Origin of the sequence: Actinomadura rayongensis, from assembly GCF_009831215.1 — a bacterium.
Lineage (GTDB): Bacteria > Actinomycetota > Actinomycetes > Streptosporangiales > Streptosporangiaceae > Spirillospora > Spirillospora rayongensis.
This window is the reverse complement of record NZ_WUTW01000002.1, coordinates 1382916-1398904: the sequence shown is the minus strand read 5'-3', so window position 1 is coordinate 1398904 and position 15989 is coordinate 1382916. Positions and strand designations below refer to the sequence as shown.

General features: G+C 71.9%; 16 protein-coding genes. 7 read left to right on the top strand and 9 right to left on the bottom strand.

Annotated features, from left to right (window positions below):
* Positions 1-21 precede the first annotated feature (21 nt).
* Complete coding sequence (locus GQ466_RS15900; RefSeq protein ID WP_161103601.1) at positions 22-585, top strand: helix-turn-helix domain-containing protein; 564 nt, start codon at positions 22-24, stop codon at positions 583-585.
* Positions 586-679: 94 nt separating this feature from the next.
* Here GQ466_RS15900 and dnaN read toward each other — a convergent pair whose 3' ends face one another.
* From dnaN to GQ466_RS15885, 3 genes are read right to left on the bottom strand one after another with little or no spacing between them, the layout of a single operon-like run.
* The gene (gene dnaN / locus GQ466_RS15895) at positions 680-1825 is read right to left on the bottom strand and encodes a DNA polymerase III subunit beta (protein WP_161103600.1); all 1146 of its coding nucleotides are present in this window, start codon (positions 1823-1825) and stop codon (positions 680-682) included.
* A gap of 55 nt (positions 1826-1880) precedes the next feature.
* A complete protein-coding gene (locus tag GQ466_RS15890) occupies positions 1881-2366 on the bottom strand; it encodes a methylated-DNA--[protein]-cysteine S-methyltransferase (RefSeq protein ID WP_161103599.1) in 486 nt (161 codons plus the stop codon).
* Positions 2363-3835, bottom strand: a complete 1473-nt coding sequence (locus GQ466_RS15885; RefSeq protein ID WP_161103598.1) for an AlkA N-terminal domain-containing protein — start codon at positions 3833-3835, stop codon at positions 2363-2365. The genes GQ466_RS15890 and GQ466_RS15885 overlap by 4 nt, the downstream gene beginning before the upstream one ends.
* A gap of 128 nt (positions 3836-3963) precedes the next feature.
* On the opposite strand from GQ466_RS15885, the gene GQ466_RS15880 reads away from it, so the two are divergent.
* Positions 3964-4323 (top strand): nuclear transport factor 2 family protein, encoded by a 360-nt coding sequence (locus tag GQ466_RS15880; RefSeq protein WP_161103597.1) that lies wholly within the window; start codon positions 3964-3966, stop codon positions 4321-4323.
* Here GQ466_RS15880 and GQ466_RS15875 read toward each other — a convergent pair.
* Positions 4304-4678, bottom strand: coding sequence for a YrdB family protein (locus GQ466_RS15875; protein WP_161103596.1), 375 nt, complete (start codon positions 4676-4678; stop codon positions 4304-4306). The genes GQ466_RS15880 and GQ466_RS15875 overlap by 20 nt on opposite strands.
* Before the next feature lie 65 nt (positions 4679-4743).
* Between GQ466_RS15875 and GQ466_RS32800 the strand changes: the two genes are divergently transcribed.
* The gene (locus GQ466_RS32800) at positions 4744-5868 is read left to right on the top strand and encodes a methyltransferase (RefSeq protein ID WP_161103595.1); all 1125 of its coding nucleotides are present in this window, start codon (positions 4744-4746) and stop codon (positions 5866-5868) included.
* Positions 5869-6022: 154 nt separating this feature from the next.
* Here GQ466_RS32800 and GQ466_RS15865 read toward each other — a convergent pair whose 3' ends face one another.
* On the bottom strand, positions 6023-6901 hold the full coding sequence (locus GQ466_RS15865; RefSeq protein WP_161103594.1) for a LysR family transcriptional regulator: 879 nt from the start codon (positions 6899-6901) through the stop codon (positions 6023-6025).
* Positions 6902-6931: 30 nt separating this feature from the next.
* Positions 6932-7861, bottom strand: coding sequence for a zinc-binding dehydrogenase (locus GQ466_RS15860; protein WP_161103593.1), 930 nt, complete (start codon positions 7859-7861; stop codon positions 6932-6934).
* A 74-nt stretch (positions 7862-7935) separates the two neighbouring features.
* Here GQ466_RS15860 and GQ466_RS15855 point away from each other — a divergent pair, with 74 nt between their 5' ends.
* Positions 7936-8400, top strand: a complete 465-nt coding sequence (locus tag GQ466_RS15855) for a MarR family winged helix-turn-helix transcriptional regulator (RefSeq protein WP_161103592.1) — start codon at positions 7936-7938, stop codon at positions 8398-8400.
* Between the two features lie 7 nt (positions 8401-8407).
* On the opposite strand, the gene GQ466_RS15850 is transcribed toward GQ466_RS15855, so the two are convergent.
* On the bottom strand, positions 8408-9040 hold the full coding sequence (locus tag GQ466_RS15850) for a hypothetical protein (protein WP_161103591.1): 633 nt from the start codon (positions 9038-9040) through the stop codon (positions 8408-8410).
* Between the two features lie 219 nt (positions 9041-9259).
* Between GQ466_RS15850 and GQ466_RS15845 the strand changes: the two genes are divergently transcribed.
* Positions 9260-10732, top strand: coding sequence for a lysyl oxidase family protein (locus GQ466_RS15845; protein WP_161103590.1), 1473 nt, complete (start codon positions 9260-9262; stop codon positions 10730-10732).
* Between the two features lie 73 nt (positions 10733-10805).
* Here the strand turns inward: GQ466_RS15845 and GQ466_RS15840 are convergent, their stop codons facing one another.
* Complete coding sequence (locus GQ466_RS15840; RefSeq protein WP_161103589.1) at positions 10806-11441, bottom strand: DUF6000 family protein; 636 nt, start codon at positions 11439-11441, stop codon at positions 10806-10808.
* Positions 11442-11557: 116 nt separating this feature from the next.
* On the opposite strand from GQ466_RS15840, the gene GQ466_RS15835 reads away from it, so the two are divergent.
* A complete protein-coding gene (locus tag GQ466_RS15835; protein WP_161103588.1) occupies positions 11558-12043 on the top strand; it encodes a hypothetical protein in 486 nt (161 codons plus the stop codon).
* Positions 12044-12099: 56 nt separating this feature from the next.
* Here GQ466_RS15835 and dnaB read toward each other — a convergent pair whose 3' ends face one another.
* Positions 12100-14340: a replicative DNA helicase gene (gene dnaB, locus GQ466_RS15830; RefSeq protein WP_202420451.1), complete on the bottom strand. Its 2241-nt coding sequence runs from the start codon at positions 14338-14340 to the stop codon at positions 12100-12102.
* Positions 14341-14664: 324 nt separating this feature from the next.
* On the opposite strand from dnaB, the gene GQ466_RS15825 reads away from it, so the two are divergent.
* Positions 14665-15969 carry an MATE family efflux transporter gene (locus tag GQ466_RS15825; protein ID WP_161103586.1) on the top strand — a complete coding sequence of 435 codons (1305 nt, stop codon included), beginning with the start codon at positions 14665-14667 and terminating at the stop codon, positions 15967-15969.
* Positions 15970-15989 lie beyond the last annotated feature (20 nt).

Below are 15989 nucleotides of genomic sequence, written 5' to 3'. Positions count from 1 at the left end.
AGGATCGTTAGGCTGAGCCGGGTGAGCGACCAGGAGGCGATCGGCGCGGCCGTCGCGCGCACCGTCCGATCGCTGCGCGCCGGGCACGGCTGGAGCCTGGACGAGCTGGCCGGACGCGCCGGGGTCAGCAAGGGCGTCCTCGTCGGGCTCGAACAAGGCCGCGGCAATCCCAACCTCGGCACGCTCATCCGCATTTCCGAGGCGCTGCGCGTGCCGCTCACCCGGCTCGTCCAGGTGGAGGAGACGCCGCCGGTGCAGGTCTTCCCGCCGGAGCGGCACGTCGTCCTGTGGCGCGGCGACGACGGCGGCACCGGGACGCTGCTCGCGGGCAGCGACCCGCGGCCGTCACTGGAGCTGTGGAACTGGCTGCTGCGGCCCGGCGAGACGCGCAGTACCGAGGCGCATGCGCCCGGCGTCCGGGAAGCCCTCTACGTGCAGCACGGCACGCTGACGCTCACCGTCGACGACCGGACGGACCGGATCCCGCCGGGCGGCGCGGCCGTGTTCGTCGGCGACCGTCCGCACGCCTACGGCAACGAGACCGACGCGGACGTCCGGTTCGTCCTCGCCGTGCTGGACCCCTAGAACGCTCGGGACGTCCTTGCCGTGCCGGATCCCGTGAACGGCTGGGACGTCGGGCGGATCGGCCTCGTCCGTGCGGTGCTGGATCCGTCAGCGGTCAGGACGTCAGGCGGATCGGCATGACCAGGTAGCGGAAGCCGGTGTCGGCGTCCTCGTCGGGTTCCTCGTCTCCCTCCGGGTCGGGGATGCCGGTGAGCAGCGCGGCCTTCGTGGACGTCGTGCACTCCAGCCGCGCGTACCGGCCGTGGACGCCCGCGAGGCCGTCCAGCAGGTACTGCGGGCTGAACGCGATGTCGAGGTCCGCGCCGTCGAGCCGCGCGGACACCTCCTCGTTGGCGCGCGCCGCGTCGCCCGCCGCCGCGCGGACGCGCACGCGGTCGCCGGTGAACTCCAGCCGGACGGGCGTGGCGCGGTCCGCGACGAGCGCCACGCGGCGGATCGCCTCGGTGAACGGGCCCGTCTCGACGCGCGCGACCGACGACCACGTGCCGGTGAGCCGGGAGCGGTAGTCGATGAACTGGTCGTCCAGCAGCCGCGTCGTCATGCTGCGGCCCCCGCCGGACACGCCGATCAGCGTCGCGCCGTGCCCGGCGAGGCCGATCGTGACCTCGGCGCCGGGGCGGATGGCCTTGGCCGTGTCGGCGAGCGTCCGGGCCGGGACGACGACGCCCGCCGCGAACTCGGGGTCGGCGGGCTTCCAGGCGACCTCGCGGGCGGCGATGCGGTAGCGGTCGGTGCAGGCCAGCCGCATCGTCGCCCCGTCGAAGTCGATGCGGACGCCGGTCAGCATCGGCAGCGTGTCGTCGCGTCCGGCGGCGGGCGTGACCTGCGCGACGGCCGCCGCGAACTCCTCGGCGGGGATCGTCCCGGCGGGGGCGGGCGGTTCGGGCAGCGCCGGGTAGTCCTCGACGGGCAGGATCTGCAGGCCGAACTCGGCGCTCCCGCAGCGCAGCACGACCTCCGACCCCGTCGCCGTGACCTCCACCGGCTGCGCGGGCAGGCTCCGGACGATCTCGGTGAGCAGCCGGCCGGGCACGAGCGCGCGGCCCGGCACCGCGACGTCCGCGTCGATCTCGGCGCGCGCAGAGACCTCCAGGTCGAACCCGGCGACCGTCACCGTGCCCGCTTCGTCCGCCGTCAGCAGCAGGCCCGCCAGGACGGGCAGCGCGGGCCGGGACGGGACGGTCCGCACGGCCCACGCCACGCCGTCCGCCAGCGTCTGCCGGTCCACCCGGAACTCCACGATGCTCTCCCTCGCTCGGTGCGTCCCCCGCACGGTAACTCTCGGGTCCGACAGTTCAGAAAAGGGCGCCGCCGCGCTCGAAGTCCAGCAGCGCCCGCTTGCGCTCCAGCCCGCCGCCGTAGCCGGTGAGGCTGCCGGACGCGCCGATCACCCGGTGGCACGGGACGATGATCGACACCGGGTTCTTGCCGTTGGCGAGCCCGACCGCCCGTGCCCCGCCGGGGCTGCCGATCGCATCGGCGAGCTGCCCGTAGCTCCACGTCGTGCCGTACGGGATGGTGAGCAGCCCTTCCCAGACGCGGCGCTGGAACGGCGTGCCGTGCAAGGACAGCGGAACGTCGAACGTGGTGAGGTCGCCCGCGAAGTAGGCGTCGAGCTGCTTGCGGACGGCGTCGAACGGTCCGTCGTCGGGTGGACCGAACGTCTCCTCGTCGGGCAGGTGCCGCTGCCGGTTCATGTAGAGGCCGCGCAGTCCGTCGTCGTCCGCGACGAGCGTCAACGGACCGATCGGGCTGTCCACGACGGTGTGCACAACGCTCATGCGAGGTCCTTTCCGGGGAGATGGTTGATGGCGTGGTCGCCCGCCGCCCACAAATACTGGACGGCGTACGCCCGCCACGGCCGCCAGGCCGCCGACCGGACGGTCAGCGCGCCCGGCGTTGCGGGCAGCCCGAGGTCGCGGGCCGCCGCGCGGACGCCGAGGTCGCCGGGGACGAACGCGTCGGGGTCGCCGAGCGCGCGCATGGCGATGGTCTCGATCGTCCAGGGTCCGATGCCGGGCAGCTCCGCGAGCCGGGCGCGGGCCTCGGTCCAGTCGCTGCCGACGCCGAGGTCGAGGCCAGGGAGCGCGGCGACGAGCGCGGTCAGGGCCGTCCGCCGCGCGCCGGGGACCGCGAGCTGCGCCGGGTCGAGGTCCGCGAGGGCCGCCGGGCTCGGGAACAGGTGCGTCAGCCCGCCGGACGGGTCGGCGACCGGTTCGCCGTGCGCGGTGACGAGCCGGGCCGCGAGCGTGCGGGCGGCGGCGGTCGACACCTGCTGGCCGAGGACGGCCCGGACGGCGAACTCCGCCCCGTCCACCGTGCGCGGCACCCGGCGGCCCGGCGCCTTGTCGACCAGCGGGGCGAGGACGGGGTCGGCGCGCAGCAGGTCGTCCACGGCGACCGGGTCGGCGTCCAGGTCGAGCAGCCGGCGGCAGCGGGCGATGGCGACGCCGAGGTCGCGGTGGTCGGCGAGGGTGAGGGTCAGCGCGACGTGCTCGGGACGCGGGCGCAGCGCGGCGATGCCGGGGCCGTGCGGGAGCCGCAGCGTCCGCCGGTAGGCGCCGTCGCGCCACTCCTCGACGCCCGGGACGCCCGTCGCGGCCAGATGACCGAAGAGGTTGTCCGGGTTGAGTGGTTTGCGGAACGGCAGCCGGAGCGCGATCGTGCCGGGCGCGGCGGCCGGGGCGCTCGCGCGGCGGGCGCGGAGCTGGGTGGGCGTCAGCGCGAACACCGCGCGGACGGTCTCGTTGAACGCCCGGATGCTGGCGAACCCGGCGGCGAAGGCGATGTCCGACATCGGGAGCGCGGTCGTCTCGATGAGGATGCGCGCGGTCTGGGAGCGCTGGGCGCGGGCGAGCGAGCGCGGCCCGGCGCCGAGTTCGGCGGTGAGCTGCCGCTCGATCTGCCGGGCGCTGTAGCCGAGGCGTGCGGCCAGACCGGGCAGGCCCTCACGGTCCATGACTCCATCGGCGATGAGTCGCATCGCGCGGGCCACGACGTCGGCGCGGTGGTTCCATTCGGGGGAGCCGGGACTGGTGTCCGGACGGCACCGCTTACACGCCCGGAACCCGGCTTCGGACGCCGCCGCCGCGCTCGGGTAGAAGCGCATGTTCTCGGGCTTCGGCGGGACGGCGGGGCAGCTCGGACGGCAGTAGATCCCGGTGGTTATCACGGCCGTGAAGAACCAGCCGTCGAACCGGTCGTCCTTGGCCTGGACCACCCGTACGCATCGTTCCACGTCCTCGTGCATGTCCCCCAGCATCACCGATCGGTGCTGGTGCTCACTGGCGGAAATCCGACATCGACCTCATGACCTCTGAGGTCATCGCCTCCGTGCGGTGGGTGCCGCGAAGCTGAGGGCGTCGAAAGGAGCAGGACATGAGCGACGTGCACGAACTGGTGGAACGGTACCTGGCGGCCTGGAACGAGACGGACCCGGCGGCGCGGCGCGCGGCCGTCGAGGCGGTCTTCGCGGACGGCGCCGTCTACGTCGACCCGCTGGCCGTCGCGGAGGGCCGGGACGCCCTCGACGCGACGATCGGAGCCGTCCAGGGCCAGTTCCCCGGCTTCGTCTTCCGGCTGGTCGGCGCGGTGGACGCCCACCACGACATCGCGCGCTTCACCTGGGAACTCGGGCCCGCGGACGGGCCGGCGCCGATCGAGGGGTTCGACGTCGCCGAGATCGCGGACGGGCGCTTCGTCCGCGTCAACGGGTTCCTCAACCGCGTCCCGGGCTGACGTCGCGGAAGTGGGCGTCGCGGTCCACCGCAGCGACCAGCGCGTTAACGACCGCGACGCCTACGAACACGGCACCCCACACGGTGTGGCCGACGCCGTGCAGGGCCAGTCCCGCCGCAACGAACACGATGGCTTTGACCGCCAGGATCCCCGCGAGGGGCAGCCGCACCCGCGCCTTGGGCGCGGCGAACAACCCCCAGAGCACGGCGGCGGCCACGGGCGCGGCAATACCGAGCAGCACGCCGCCGACGCCGCCAATCGCGAACCCCCACCAGGCGAGCGCGGCGAGCGCCGCGAGTTCCAGAACGAACGCCAGCCCCTCGTTCGCCAGGTGCAGCGGGCCGGGAAGACGCATCAATCCCCCCTTTCGGTCAGCCCTGATCGTCTCACTCCGGGCTGCGAACTGGAAGGATCACCCCTGTGGCCGACGTGATCGAGTGGGACGAGACGGGCACCGCGCGATCGGCCGCCTGGCGGTCGGCGGCCGGTGCGCCACCACCGCGCCGCGTCGTGGCGGCCGACGATTCACTGCGCGCCGACGACGCGTACCGGCTCGTCTCACAGGGGACGGCCGTGCTGTGGCGCGGCGACTACCAGAACGCCCGGACGCTGCTCCAGGCGCTCGCACGGCGCGCGGACCGGCCGAAACGACGCCCGAAGGCCGTCCCAGAAGGCCCGCAGGCCTTCCACCTGTTCCGCCAGGCCCGCGCGCAGCGATCGCGGCTTCTCGGGTCGCTGCTCGTCCCGTTCGCACCCGACCACCGGCTGGACCTGCGCCGCGCACCGGACGTCCGGACGGCCTGCGCCGAGGTGCACGGCCCGTCCGACGAGCCGTACGTGACGTCGCTGCGCGAGGTCCTCGGCCTGATCGGCGCACACGAGTGGCGCGTGAAGGGCGTGCCGATCCCCGCCCTGGACGGCGACCGAATCCACCCGCACTACGGCGTCTTCTCCCCGGTCCGCGGCGAATACGTGGACCTGGTGGCGCAAGCCCCGCTCCCGTCGTCAACAAGGGCCTTCGACATAGGAACGGGCACAGGCGTCCTGGCAGCCGTCCTGGCAAGACGCGGCGTCCACGAAATCGTGGCCACCGACCAAGACCCACGCGCCCTCACCTGCGCCCGCACGAACCTGGACCGCCTCGGCTACGCCCGCACCGCGCAGGTCGTCCGCGCCGACCTGTTCCCCGCCGGCCGCGCCCCCCTGATCGTCTGCAACCCACCGTGGCTCCCCGGCAAACCCGCCTCACCCCTGGAACACGCCGTCTACGACCCCGAAGGCCGCATGCTCCAGGCTTTCCTCACCGGCCTGACCGCCCACCTGGAACCCGGCGGCGAAGGCTGGCTGATCCTCTCCGACCTGGCCGAACACCTGGGCCTGCGCACCCGCGAAACCCTCCTGGCCCAGTTCCGAGCGGCGAACCTGACCGTCCTGGCACGCGACGACATCCGCCCCCGCCACCCCAAGGCCCTGGACCCCACCGACCCCCTCCACAAAGCCCGCGCCGCCGAAACAACCTCCCTCTGGCGCCTCACCCCCACCTAGCCACCCCGGCAGTGCGGACGCAGGGCAGTGCGGACGCAGGGCAGTGCGGACGCAGGGCAGTGCGGACGCAGGGCAGTGCGGACGCAGGGCAGTGCGGGCGCGGGGCAGAGCGAGTGCGGGTGAGCGGTGGGTGCGGGTGAGCGGTGGGTTGGGGTCAGAGGCGGGTGCGGGCTCGGGTGGTCAGGGCGCGGGCGGCGGGGTTCGCCGGGCCGTCGGAGCGCCAGGCCAGGACGAGGCGTCCGCGTAGGACGCCGCCCTCGATCAGGACGCGGCGCCACTCGTTCGGGTGGGCGTCGGCGAGGGAGCGGGGGACGAGGGCCACGCCCAGGCCGCGGGCCGCGAGTTGCGCGACGACGTAGGGGTCGGCGGCCTCGAACGCCACGTGGGGGGTGAGGCCCGCGGCGGCGAAGGCGCGTTCCACCGCGTCGCGGACGCCCGTGCCGGTGGGCAGGACGGCCAGGGCGCGGTCGCGGAGGGCGGACAGGGGGATGGTGTCCGCGGACGCCAGGGGGTCGTCCCGGGCGACCACGGCTGCGAACTCCTCGTCTCGGACTGTCTGCACGCCTACGCCCGCGGGCGGCTCTCCCGCCAGGCCTACGAAGACCAGGTCGAGCGCGCCTGACAGGAGGTCGCGCAGAAGGCTGTGCGAGTTGCCCTCGACCAGCCGGATCTCGACGTTCGGGTGGTCGCGGTGGAAGCCCGCGAGCAGGTCCGGGACGATGTCGGACGGCATCGACGTCACCATCCCGATCGACACGCGTCCCCGGACGAGGCCCGCCAGCTCGGCGACGGCGTCCTTCGCGCCGTCCACCGCCGCGAGCGCCGCCCGCGCGTAGGGGAGAACCGCCTCGCCCGCCGCCGTGAGGCGGACGACGCGTCCCGTCCGGTCGAGCAGTTCCGCGCCCAGCTCGCGTTCCAGCAGCCGGATCTGCGCGCTGATCCCCGGCTGCGCGACGTGCAGCCGCTCGGCCGCGCGCGTGAAGCCGCTTTCTTCGACAACGGCGACGAAGTACCTGAACCGGCGCAGCTCCATGAGCCGATCAAACCATCGGACCTCCCGCGATCAGGGACGAAGGACGACCTTTCCGAGGTTGGCGCGCGCCTCGATGATTTCGTGCGCGCGGGCGGCGTCGGCCAGCGGGATCTCCGCGTGGACGACCGCCTTCAACCGTCCTTCGCGATGGTAGGTCCAGAGCTCGCCGGTGTGCCGCTCGTACTCGTCCCTGTGGATAACCGAGAACCGCCCCATGGTCAGCCCGGTGATCGTCTTGCCGCCGGCGAGCAGTTCGTACGCCGGGACGGTCCCGCCGCCGGAGCCGAAGAACACGAGCCGTCCGCCCGGGGCGAGCGCGGCGAGGGCGCGCGGCAGGACGTCGCCGCCGACGCCGTCCAGGACGACATCGACCGGTTCGCCCCAGTCGTCCTCGTCATAGGCGACCACCTCGTCCGCGCCGAGCCCGCGCAGGAAGTCCTCCTTGGCGCGCGAGCCGACCGCGGCGACCACCCGCCGCACGCCGTGCAGCTTCGCGAGCTGCACGGCGAGGTGCCCGGCGCCGCTCGCCGCCCCGGTGATCAGGACGGCGTCCGACGGCGCGACCGCCCCGGTGGACAGCGCGGCGAGCGCGACGTGCCCGCCCCGGACGAGCGCGACCGCGGCCACGGCGTCCGCATCGTCCGGAATGCGGCTGGCGAGGAACGTCGGGGCGACGACGACGTCGGCGTACGAACCGCTCAGCGTGAGCGAAGTCACGCGGTCACCCACCGCGAAGTCGTCCACCCCGGCGCCGACCGCGAGCACGGGTCCGGCGACCTCGCCGCCGAGCACGCCGGGCAGCGCGGTCCGCTCGTCGCGCACCTTGCGCACCGACGGAAGCGTCACCCCGATCGCCTCCGCGCGGACCAGCAGCTCGCCCGGGCCGGGTTCGGGGACGTCGGCCTCCTCCAGCCGCAGCACCTCGGGACCGCCGTGCTCGTGGTGACGGATACGTCGCACGCACTCTCTCCTTTCATTGGGTGCCCCAACATTATCATGGGTCACACCAACGACTTCGGGGATACGATTTCCCCATGCCCGACGCTCCCGCCGCACCCCAGACCATCCGCGCGCTCCCGAGCTGGCTGCTCGGCCGCGCCGCCGCCCGTGGTCACCGCCTCGTCGCCGCCGCCCTCGCCCGCGCGGACCTGCGGATGACCCACCACGCCGTCCTCGCCGCCGTCGCCGAACGCGCCCCCGTCTCCCAGGCCGACCTCGGCCGCAGCCTCGGCGTCGACCCGAAGGACATGGTCGTGATCCTCAACGACCTTCAGGCCGACGGGCTGGTCACCCGTCGGCCCGATCCGCGCGACCGCCGCAAGAACGCGATCGAGCTGTCCCCCGAGGGACGGCGGCGGCTCGACCTCACCGAACGGCTCGGCCGCGAGGCCAACGCCGAACTCGTCGCGCCGCTCACCCCGGCGGAGCGCGAACAGCTCGTGGCGCTGCTGACGCGAATCATCGACCCGGACGAGCCGTGTCGGCCCGCCCGGGTGTGAGGACCGGTCAGCGGCGCGCGCTGCGGACGATCGAGATCCCGAGCGCGAGCAGCCAGTAGCTGAGGATCGCGCCCATCAGGGCCGTGGTCGCCCAGCCGTTCGCGGCGTAGAAATGGGCGGGCTCGTTCCCGAAGAAAAGGGACGGGATGAACGCCGCGTTCACCGCCGCGAACACGAAGGCGGAAATGCTCGTCCAGCGCGGCAGGGCGCGCGTCCGGGAGATCGCGAAACCGATCGAGGTGAGGAACATCGCGAGGAGCATACGGCCGATCGAGCCGTACAGAATATAAGTGCCGTGGACGGTGATGGTCGGGTCGATGGACGCGTCCGTCGCGATGACGTCCCCCGCCTCCAGTCCGCTGGAGACGAGCGTGACCACGGAGTACGCGAGCCCGGTCGCGAATGTGAGCGTCCCGATCCATTCGTGCTCCGGGCTCACCCGCTTGATCAGCTCGCGGAACCCCGTCGCGAAGACGAGCAGGCAGCCGAGGGCGATGATGCCGAACAGCAGGCGGCCGAGAATGTTGGAGTCCGGCGGCGGACCCGAGTAGACGAAATACAGCGGCACTTCGACGATCAGCGCGATGGCGGCGCCGAGCGCGGCGCAGCCGGTGAACCGGCGGGCGAGGACCTCGTTCATGGGGGGCTCCGTTTCTTTCGACTTCCTGAATCCTCGCCCGCGGGAACCGTGCCTGTCGGTGGGCGTGAGGGCCGTGTCACGGTGGGTCTAGGCCCACCCCCATTTCCCAGAAAAGTTCCAGCCTCCGGCGTCCGAATGCGGACCTGAACTTCGCCCGCGTCCGGCGGCGTCTCATCGACGTCTCCGCCCCCCTGGGGCGCCGATTCACGGAGGATCGTCATGAACGGAATTTCGCGTCCGGGCCGTCCGGTCGTGCTCACCGTCGCGGGACTCGCCGCGCTCGCCGTCACCGGCGCGCCCGCGGCCCAGGCGGCTCCGGCGCACGGCGGACTCGACCTGATCGCGGCGTCGTCCGAGGTCACGCTCACGCAGTACAAGGACTGGCCGCGCGTCGATCTCGACCTCGGCGTCTACCTCGGCGCGACCGGGACGCCGTTCGAGATCCGCGCCCAGCGGAAGTCCTACAAGGATCCGATCACCGCGAACCGCATCGTCCGGACGGGCGGGAAAACGCGCACGGAACCGTTGCCCGCCGGCCTCGTCAAGAATTTCGGCGGCTTCTCGCGCTTCCTGCATGTGACGCTGACCGACGCCAAGGGCAAGAAGGTCGTCGACCGGTACCAGGACGTATGCCCCTCGTCCTCACCCGCCCGCGTCAAACCCGGCGCACCGGACAAGAGCCCGTATCCCGACGGCTGCTCCGACAACCCGTGGACGCTCGGCTCGATCTGGGGCGTCCAGAGCGGTTGGGCGACGGCCCTCACCGGCTACAACCAGGCGAACCCCCAGGTGAAGCTGGCGGACGGGACGTACACCGCGACCGTCAGCGTCACCGCGCCCTACCAGCGGCAGTTCGGGATCTCCGCCGCCGCGAAGAAGATCAGGGTGAAGGTGCGGACCCTCAGCGACGACGAGGGCCGCCCCCGCGCCAGCGGAACACCGGCGCTGAAGGCCGGCCCGAAGCCGTCCGGCGCGGGCGCCGTGCCGAAGGGCCCGAAGCCCGACCTGCGCGCCCTGCCCGCGTGGAACATCGAGGTGAACCACAACACCGAGGGCCACGGCACGGCAGCGGCACCGCACGACTACCTCGCGTTCGCCGCCAATGTGTGGAACGCCGGGCCGTCGCCGCTGGTCGTGGACGGGTTCCGCGTCAAGCAGGGCCTGATGGACGCCTACCAGTACTTCTTCGACGGCAACGGCCGCCAGGTCGGCTACGCCCGGACGGGCGGCATGGAATGGGACGCCCGCCACGGCCACGAGCACTGGCACTTCAAGGACTTCGCGAGTTACCGGCTGCTCGGCGCGGACAAGAAAGAGGTCGTGCGCAGCCAGAAAGAAGCGTTCTGCCTCGCCAACACCGACGCGATCAACCTGCTCGTCCGCAACGCCAACTGGAAGCCCGAGAACACCGACCTGCACACCGCGTGCGGTGACCTCTCGTCGCTGTCGGTGCGCGAAGTGCTGGACGTCGGTTCCGGCGACAGCTACGTCCAGGATCTGCCGGGCCAGTCGTTCGACATCTCCAAGCTCAAAAACGGCACCTACTACATCCAGGTCATAGCCAACCCGGCCCACCGCCTGTTCGAGGGAAACCTGAACAACAACGTGTCACTGCGCAAGGTGATCCTCGGCGGCAAGCCCGGAAAGCGCACCGTGAAGGTGCCGCCGGTAGGCCTCGTCAACGCCCCCTGACCCCCCGCGCCGCCGGGACCCTCCAGCCCCGGCGGCGCCCCGCGTTCACCGAAAAGCGATCCAGCGCTCTGCCTCACGAGCCCAACTTCGTTATCTCCACGGACCCTCCTTCGGCTGGAGGGGCTCCGACAAGGCCGCATAGTCTCTCGACCTCCCGCCGCAGCTTCGCGATGTCAGGGGCGTACTCGTTGGTCCATTGGTCCCAAAGCCCGCCCGGGACGAGAAACGCTGCGGCGCGGTCGCGGCCCGTCTTGTCGTCCAGGTAGAGGAGCGAGCCCATAGCCCAGTACTGGTCGTATCGGCATTCGGGACGGCGAAGGTAGCGGTCCAGGTACTCGACGAGCAGGTCGGCGTCCTTATCGGTGCCGAAGAGAGCCAAAGCGATGCAGTAGCCCTGGCCCGCGAAACAGACTTCGCTGCCCAACAGCAGCTCGCCGAGCCGCGCCCGGAAGGCTGAGCGGCGGCCGATGCCGATGAGCCAGGCCGCAGTGAGGCGGGGCCGCCAGTTCGGCTCGAAAAGAAGAGTGAGTTCGTCGTCGCTGATCTCTCGTGCGTCGCGCCGGAGGTCTCGGACGAACTCGGCACGTCCCGGCTTTCGGGCGAAGTTGCCGTTCAGCAGCCTCAGATAGCGGCTTCCGGGGCCCGGGTTAGGGCTGGCGATGACGTAGCGGCGTATCAGGTCGAGGTTTGCCGGCGCCGGATCGGACATGAGAGGCATCTTCGCGTCGCTCAAGGCCACGGGTCCACCGAGTTGTTCGTCAGCCGTCCTGGACGCACTCGTCGGCCCCAGCGCGAGCCGGCTGTCGTGAGCGGGATCATGGTGGTGTGCCGGATCTGCTGTGGGATGAGGTCAAGAGCTTCTTCGACGCTGAGCTGATGGGTGCTCTGCCGGACGTTGAGATCGTCGGCAGCTCGGTCGCGGATTGGCAGGCGCTGTTCGACCTGGTCCGGTCGGGCGGATGGGCGTGGGAGTACGCCGAAGGCGGCGCCGTCAGGGCGTTGCCGCTGGCAGAGGCTGTGTTCTCTCGTCCTGCCGGGGCTGAGTCGGCGGAGTTGCGGGTATGGCCTCACCCTGCGGTATTGGCGGTCTTTCGGCTGTATTCGGACGAGCGGATCGACTTCGATGTCGACGTTCGGGAGCTGCAGGGACAGGAACGGCTTGATGTTCTGTGCGGTTTTCTGACCGTGCTCGGCCGAAGGCTGGGCAAGGCTGTGGAGATGTCCGCCGAGGGCGACAGCGGCGAACCGGTGATCGGGTTCAGCCCTGACGCCGATCGCGTGGTGCTGCTTGCCGACCCGCGCTTTCCCTGATCGTCTCTTTCGTTGGAGACGGATGTCGGGTGGTCCGCCTCATGGCGGCGCGGCGGTTACTGGGCCATGTCTACGAAGCGGCTGTAGTGGCCTTGGAAGGCTACTGTCACGGTTGCGGTCGGGCCGTTGCGGTGTTTGGCGACGATCAGGTCGGCCTCGCCGGCGCGTGGGGACTCCTTTTCGTAGGCGTCCTCGCGGTGGAGGAGGATCACCATGTCGGCATCCTGTTCGATCGAACCGGACTCGCGTAGGTCTGACACCATCGGCTTTTTGTCGTTGCGCTGTTCGGGGCCTCGGTTGAGCTGCGACAGTGCTATGACCGGGACGCCTAGTTCCTTCGCCAGCAGTTTCAGTGAGCGGGAGAATTCCGAGACCTCTACCTGGCGCGACTCTACGCGTTTTCCGGACGACATCAGCTGTAGGTAGTCGATGATGACCAGCCGCAGGTCGTGTTGCTGCTTCAGTCGGCGGCATTTGGCTCGGATCTCCATCATCGACATGTTCGGCGAGTCGTCGATGAAGAGGGGGGCCTCGGCCACCTCGCTCATTCGGCGGGCTAGGCGTGTCCAGTCTTCGTCCTGCATGGTGCCTGAGCGCATCGCGTGCAGTGCCACGCGTGCCTCGGCGGAGAGCAGGCGCATCGTGATCTCGTTGCGGCCCATCTCCAGGCTGAAGAACGCCGAGGTCAGGCCGTGTTTGATCGAGGCTGCTCGGGCGAAGTCCAGTGCGAGGGTGGAGTTGTGCGTCGGGACGCATGACCGGCCCGCTAGGTACAGGTGGTCGGCGTTGTCCACCTGGACGCAGCGGACGGGCACGCTGTGCACCGGACGTACCGCGACGATCGTGCGGCCCGTCCCGGCGGAGATCGCCACGTGGTAGCCGTCCGGCTCGGCGGTGACGACCGCGTGTCGGCCTAGGCCTAGTGCGAGTTCCCGGACGTCGTGTGCCAGGGCTTCGTTCGCGCAGGTGAACGTTTCGGGCGATGCGCCGAGGAGGCCTTGCAGGAGCGCGCGGCGCTGTTCGGCGGACGCGCGTAGGTACCGTGCCGGGATCCGCGTGCCTTGTCGCTTTGCTAGGCGGACGCCGAGCGTGAGCGGGTCCGTGGGGAGGTCGGCGTGGGGCAGCGTGAACGACGCCGCGTGCTCGACCACGTGGCGGACGCCGCGCCGTAGGTCGTCCGCGATGGTCCGCGTCACCGTCACGCCCGCCTCGGCCCGGCACGTCCCGACCGCGCGCCGTCCCGGCGAACCCGTACGAACCGCCCCCCGGGCGCAGCCGCCCGGCAGAACAACGGTCCGCCCGTGCCCGCTGCCACGCCCAGCGACGGCGTGGGGCGCGTTGATGTGGACGCTGAGGCCGTGGGTGTGGACGAGTGGGCGGTGGTGGCGTGTGCGGGTGGCTGGGGACGGGTGGGCGGTGGTGCGCCACTGGTGGTCGGCGTCGGCGACGATGGTCTCGCCGTCGCAGAACTCGATCTCGAAGCAGGGGCGGCCCGCCATGACCTCGGTCGCCGCGACGACGCGCGTCGGGCGGCCGTCGGCGCCGATCAGGCGGTCGCCGACGCGGACGCGGCCCATCGTCGTCCAGCCGGTCGGCGTCGGGAGCGGGGTGTCGAGGGCGAGCGCCTTGCCCATCGCCGGACGGGCCGCGACGACGATCATCTGTCCGGCGTGCAGCCCGTTGGTCAGCGAGTCCAGGTCGGCGAACCCCGTGGGGACGCCGGTCATCTGGCCCCCGCGGCTGCCGATCGCCTCGATCTCGTCCAGCGCGTCCGGCATGATCTCGCTGAGCGGCAGGTAGTCCTCGCCGGAGCGCTTCTCGGCGATGGCGAAGACCTCCGCCTGGGCGCGGTCGAGGACGTCGTCGGCGTCGGCGCCGTCGGCCGCGTAGCCCATCTGGACGATCCGCGTCCCGGTCTCGACCAGTTTGCGCAGCACGGACCGCTCGCGGACGATCTTGGCGTAGTAGCCCGCGTTCGCCGCCGTCGGCACCGACGAGATCAGCGTGTGCAGGTAGGGCGCGCCGCCGACGCGTCCGATCTCGCCCCGTTTGGTCAGCTCGCCCGCGACCGTGACGGCGTCGGCGGGCTCGCCCCGGCCGTACAGGTCGAGGACGGCGTCGTAGAGGATCTGGTGCGCGGGCCGGTAGAAGTCGGCGGTGCGCAGCACCTCGACCACCTCGGCGATCGCGTCCTGGGAGAGCAGCATCCCGCCGAGCACGCCCTGTTCCGCGGCGATGTCGTGCGGCGGGGTGCGTTCGAACCCGCGCTCCTCCGAGCCGAGGTCCGTGACGCTCATGGCGGCCCCCTCCCTCGGCGCCGGCGGCCCCGTTCGCCGTCGCCGTGTGTTCATCCCACGTCTATCCCGAGCGTCTGACATTCTCTGAGCCGCCGCGCCCGGGGAGCAAAGAGAGCTGTGGACGGTCCTGTGGATAACCTGTGCAGACACGCCGTCAAACGTGTGCAGGACCTGTGGACAACCCCTGTGGACAACAACTGCCACACCTCCACAACCATCGGCTGACCTGCACGGACTTCATCCACCGGGTGTGGGCGAAAGAAAGTTCGCCCTAATTGTCCGGTAAGCGATAAAATAAGGTGGTCGGTTACCGTGAGGAGGATCATGCTCGGCCCCCGCGACCGGGAGATCCTCCGCCTCGCCGTCCCGGCCTTCGGCGCCCTCGTCGCCGAACCACTGTTCCTGCTGTCCGACTCCGCGATCGTCGGGCGCCTCGGCACCGCGAGCCTCGGCGCGCTCGGCGTCGCCGGGCAGATCCTCGCCACGCTCGTCTACCTCTGCGTCTTCCTCGCCTACGGCACGACGGCCGGGGTCGCGCGGCAGGTCGGCGCGGGCGACCTGCGCGCCGCCGTCCGGCAGGGCGTGGACGGCGTCTGGCTCGCCGCCGCGATCGGCGCCGCGCTGGTCGTGCTCGGGTTCCCGCTCGTCCCGGCGCTCGTGGACCTGTTCGGCGCGTCCGCCGAAGTCGCCCCGCACGCCGAGACGTACCTGCGCGTCAGCCTGTTCGGGATCCCCGGGATGCTGGTCGTCCTCGCCGGGACGGGCGTCCTGCGCGGCCTCCAGGACACCCGCACGCCCCTCGCCGTCTCCGTCGGCGGCTTCTCGGTCAACCTCGCGCTCAACGCGCTGTTCGTGCTGGCCCTGCACCGGGGCATCGCCGGATCCGCCGCTGGAACGGTCCTGGCGCAGACCGGGAGCGCCGCCGTCTACGTCGCGGTCGTGCTCCGCGCCGCGCGAAGGCACGGCGCGTCCGTCCGCCCCGACGCGGCGGGCCTGCGCACCGCCGCGACCGCCGGAGCGGCCCTGCTGCTGCGAACGGCCGCGCTCCGCGTCGTCCTGCTCGTCGGGACGTCCGTCGCCGCGCGCATGGGCGACCCGCAGATCGCCGCCTACCAGGTCGGCTTCCAGATCTGGACGCTGCTCGCCTTCGCGCTGGACGCCATCGCCATCGCCGGCCAGGCCGTCACCGGCCGGTACCTCGGCGCGGCGGACCCGGCGGGCGCGCGCGACGCGACCCGCCGCATGCTGCGCTGGGGGGTCGGCTGCGGGATCGTGTTCGGCGCGCTCGTCCTCGCCGTCCGGCCGTGGCTGCCCGGCCTGTTCACCCACGACGCGGACGTGCGGCGCCTGCTGCTGGCGTCCCTGATCGTCGTCGCGCTCCTCCAGCCGGTCGCGGGCGCGGTCTTCGTCCTGGACGGCATCCTCATCGGCGCGGGCGACGGCGCGTACCTCGCCCGGACGACCGTCCTCGCCACAGCCGTCTTCCTCCCCGCCGCGCTCGCCGCCCGCCACGCCGGGCTGATCGCGCTCTGGCTCGCGATCGGCCTGTGGATGACGGCCCGCCTGGTCACGCTGACCGCACGCGCCCGCGGCGACGCCTGGCTCGTCACGGGTGCCGTGCGTCACTAGCGCGAACCCGGACGCAACAG

What these genes read in the sequence shown, in the direction of transcription:
- GQ466_RS15825 (WP_161103586.1), top strand. Translation starts at nt 14,665, where the DNA reads ATGCTCGGCCCCCGCGACCGGGAGATCCTCCGCCTCGCCGTCCCGGCC.
- GQ466_RS15845 (WP_161103590.1), top strand. Translation starts at nt 9,260, where the DNA reads ATGAACGGAATTTCGCGTCCGGGCCGTCCGGTCGTGCTCACCGTCGCG.
- dnaB (WP_202420451.1), bottom strand. Translation starts at nt 14,340, where the DNA reads ATGAGCGTCACGGACCTCGGCTCGGAGGAGCGCGGGTTCGAACGCACC.
- GQ466_RS15890 (WP_161103599.1), bottom strand. Translation starts at nt 2,366, where the DNA reads ATGAGCGTTGTGCACACCGTCGTGGACAGCCCGATCGGTCCGTTGACG.
- GQ466_RS15840 (WP_161103589.1), bottom strand. Translation starts at nt 11,441, where the DNA reads ATGTCCGATCCGGCGCCGGCAAACCTCGACCTGATACGCCGCTACGTC.
- GQ466_RS15855 (WP_161103592.1), top strand. Translation starts at nt 7,936, where the DNA reads ATGCCCGACGCTCCCGCCGCACCCCAGACCATCCGCGCGCTCCCGAGC.
- GQ466_RS15865 (WP_161103594.1), bottom strand. Translation starts at nt 6,901, where the DNA reads ATGGAGCTGCGCCGGTTCAGGTACTTCGTCGCCGTTGTCGAAGAAAGC.
- GQ466_RS15875 (WP_161103596.1), bottom strand. Translation starts at nt 4,678, where the DNA reads ATGCGTCTTCCCGGCCCGCTGCACCTGGCGAACGAGGGGCTGGCGTTC.
- GQ466_RS15880 (WP_161103597.1), top strand. Translation starts at nt 3,964, where the DNA reads ATGAGCGACGTGCACGAACTGGTGGAACGGTACCTGGCGGCCTGGAAC.
- GQ466_RS15885 (WP_161103598.1), bottom strand. Translation starts at nt 3,835, where the DNA reads ATGCACGAGGACGTGGAACGATGCGTACGGGTGGTCCAGGCCAAGGAC.
- GQ466_RS15850 (WP_161103591.1), bottom strand. Translation starts at nt 9,040, where the DNA reads ATGAACGAGGTCCTCGCCCGCCGGTTCACCGGCTGCGCCGCGCTCGGC.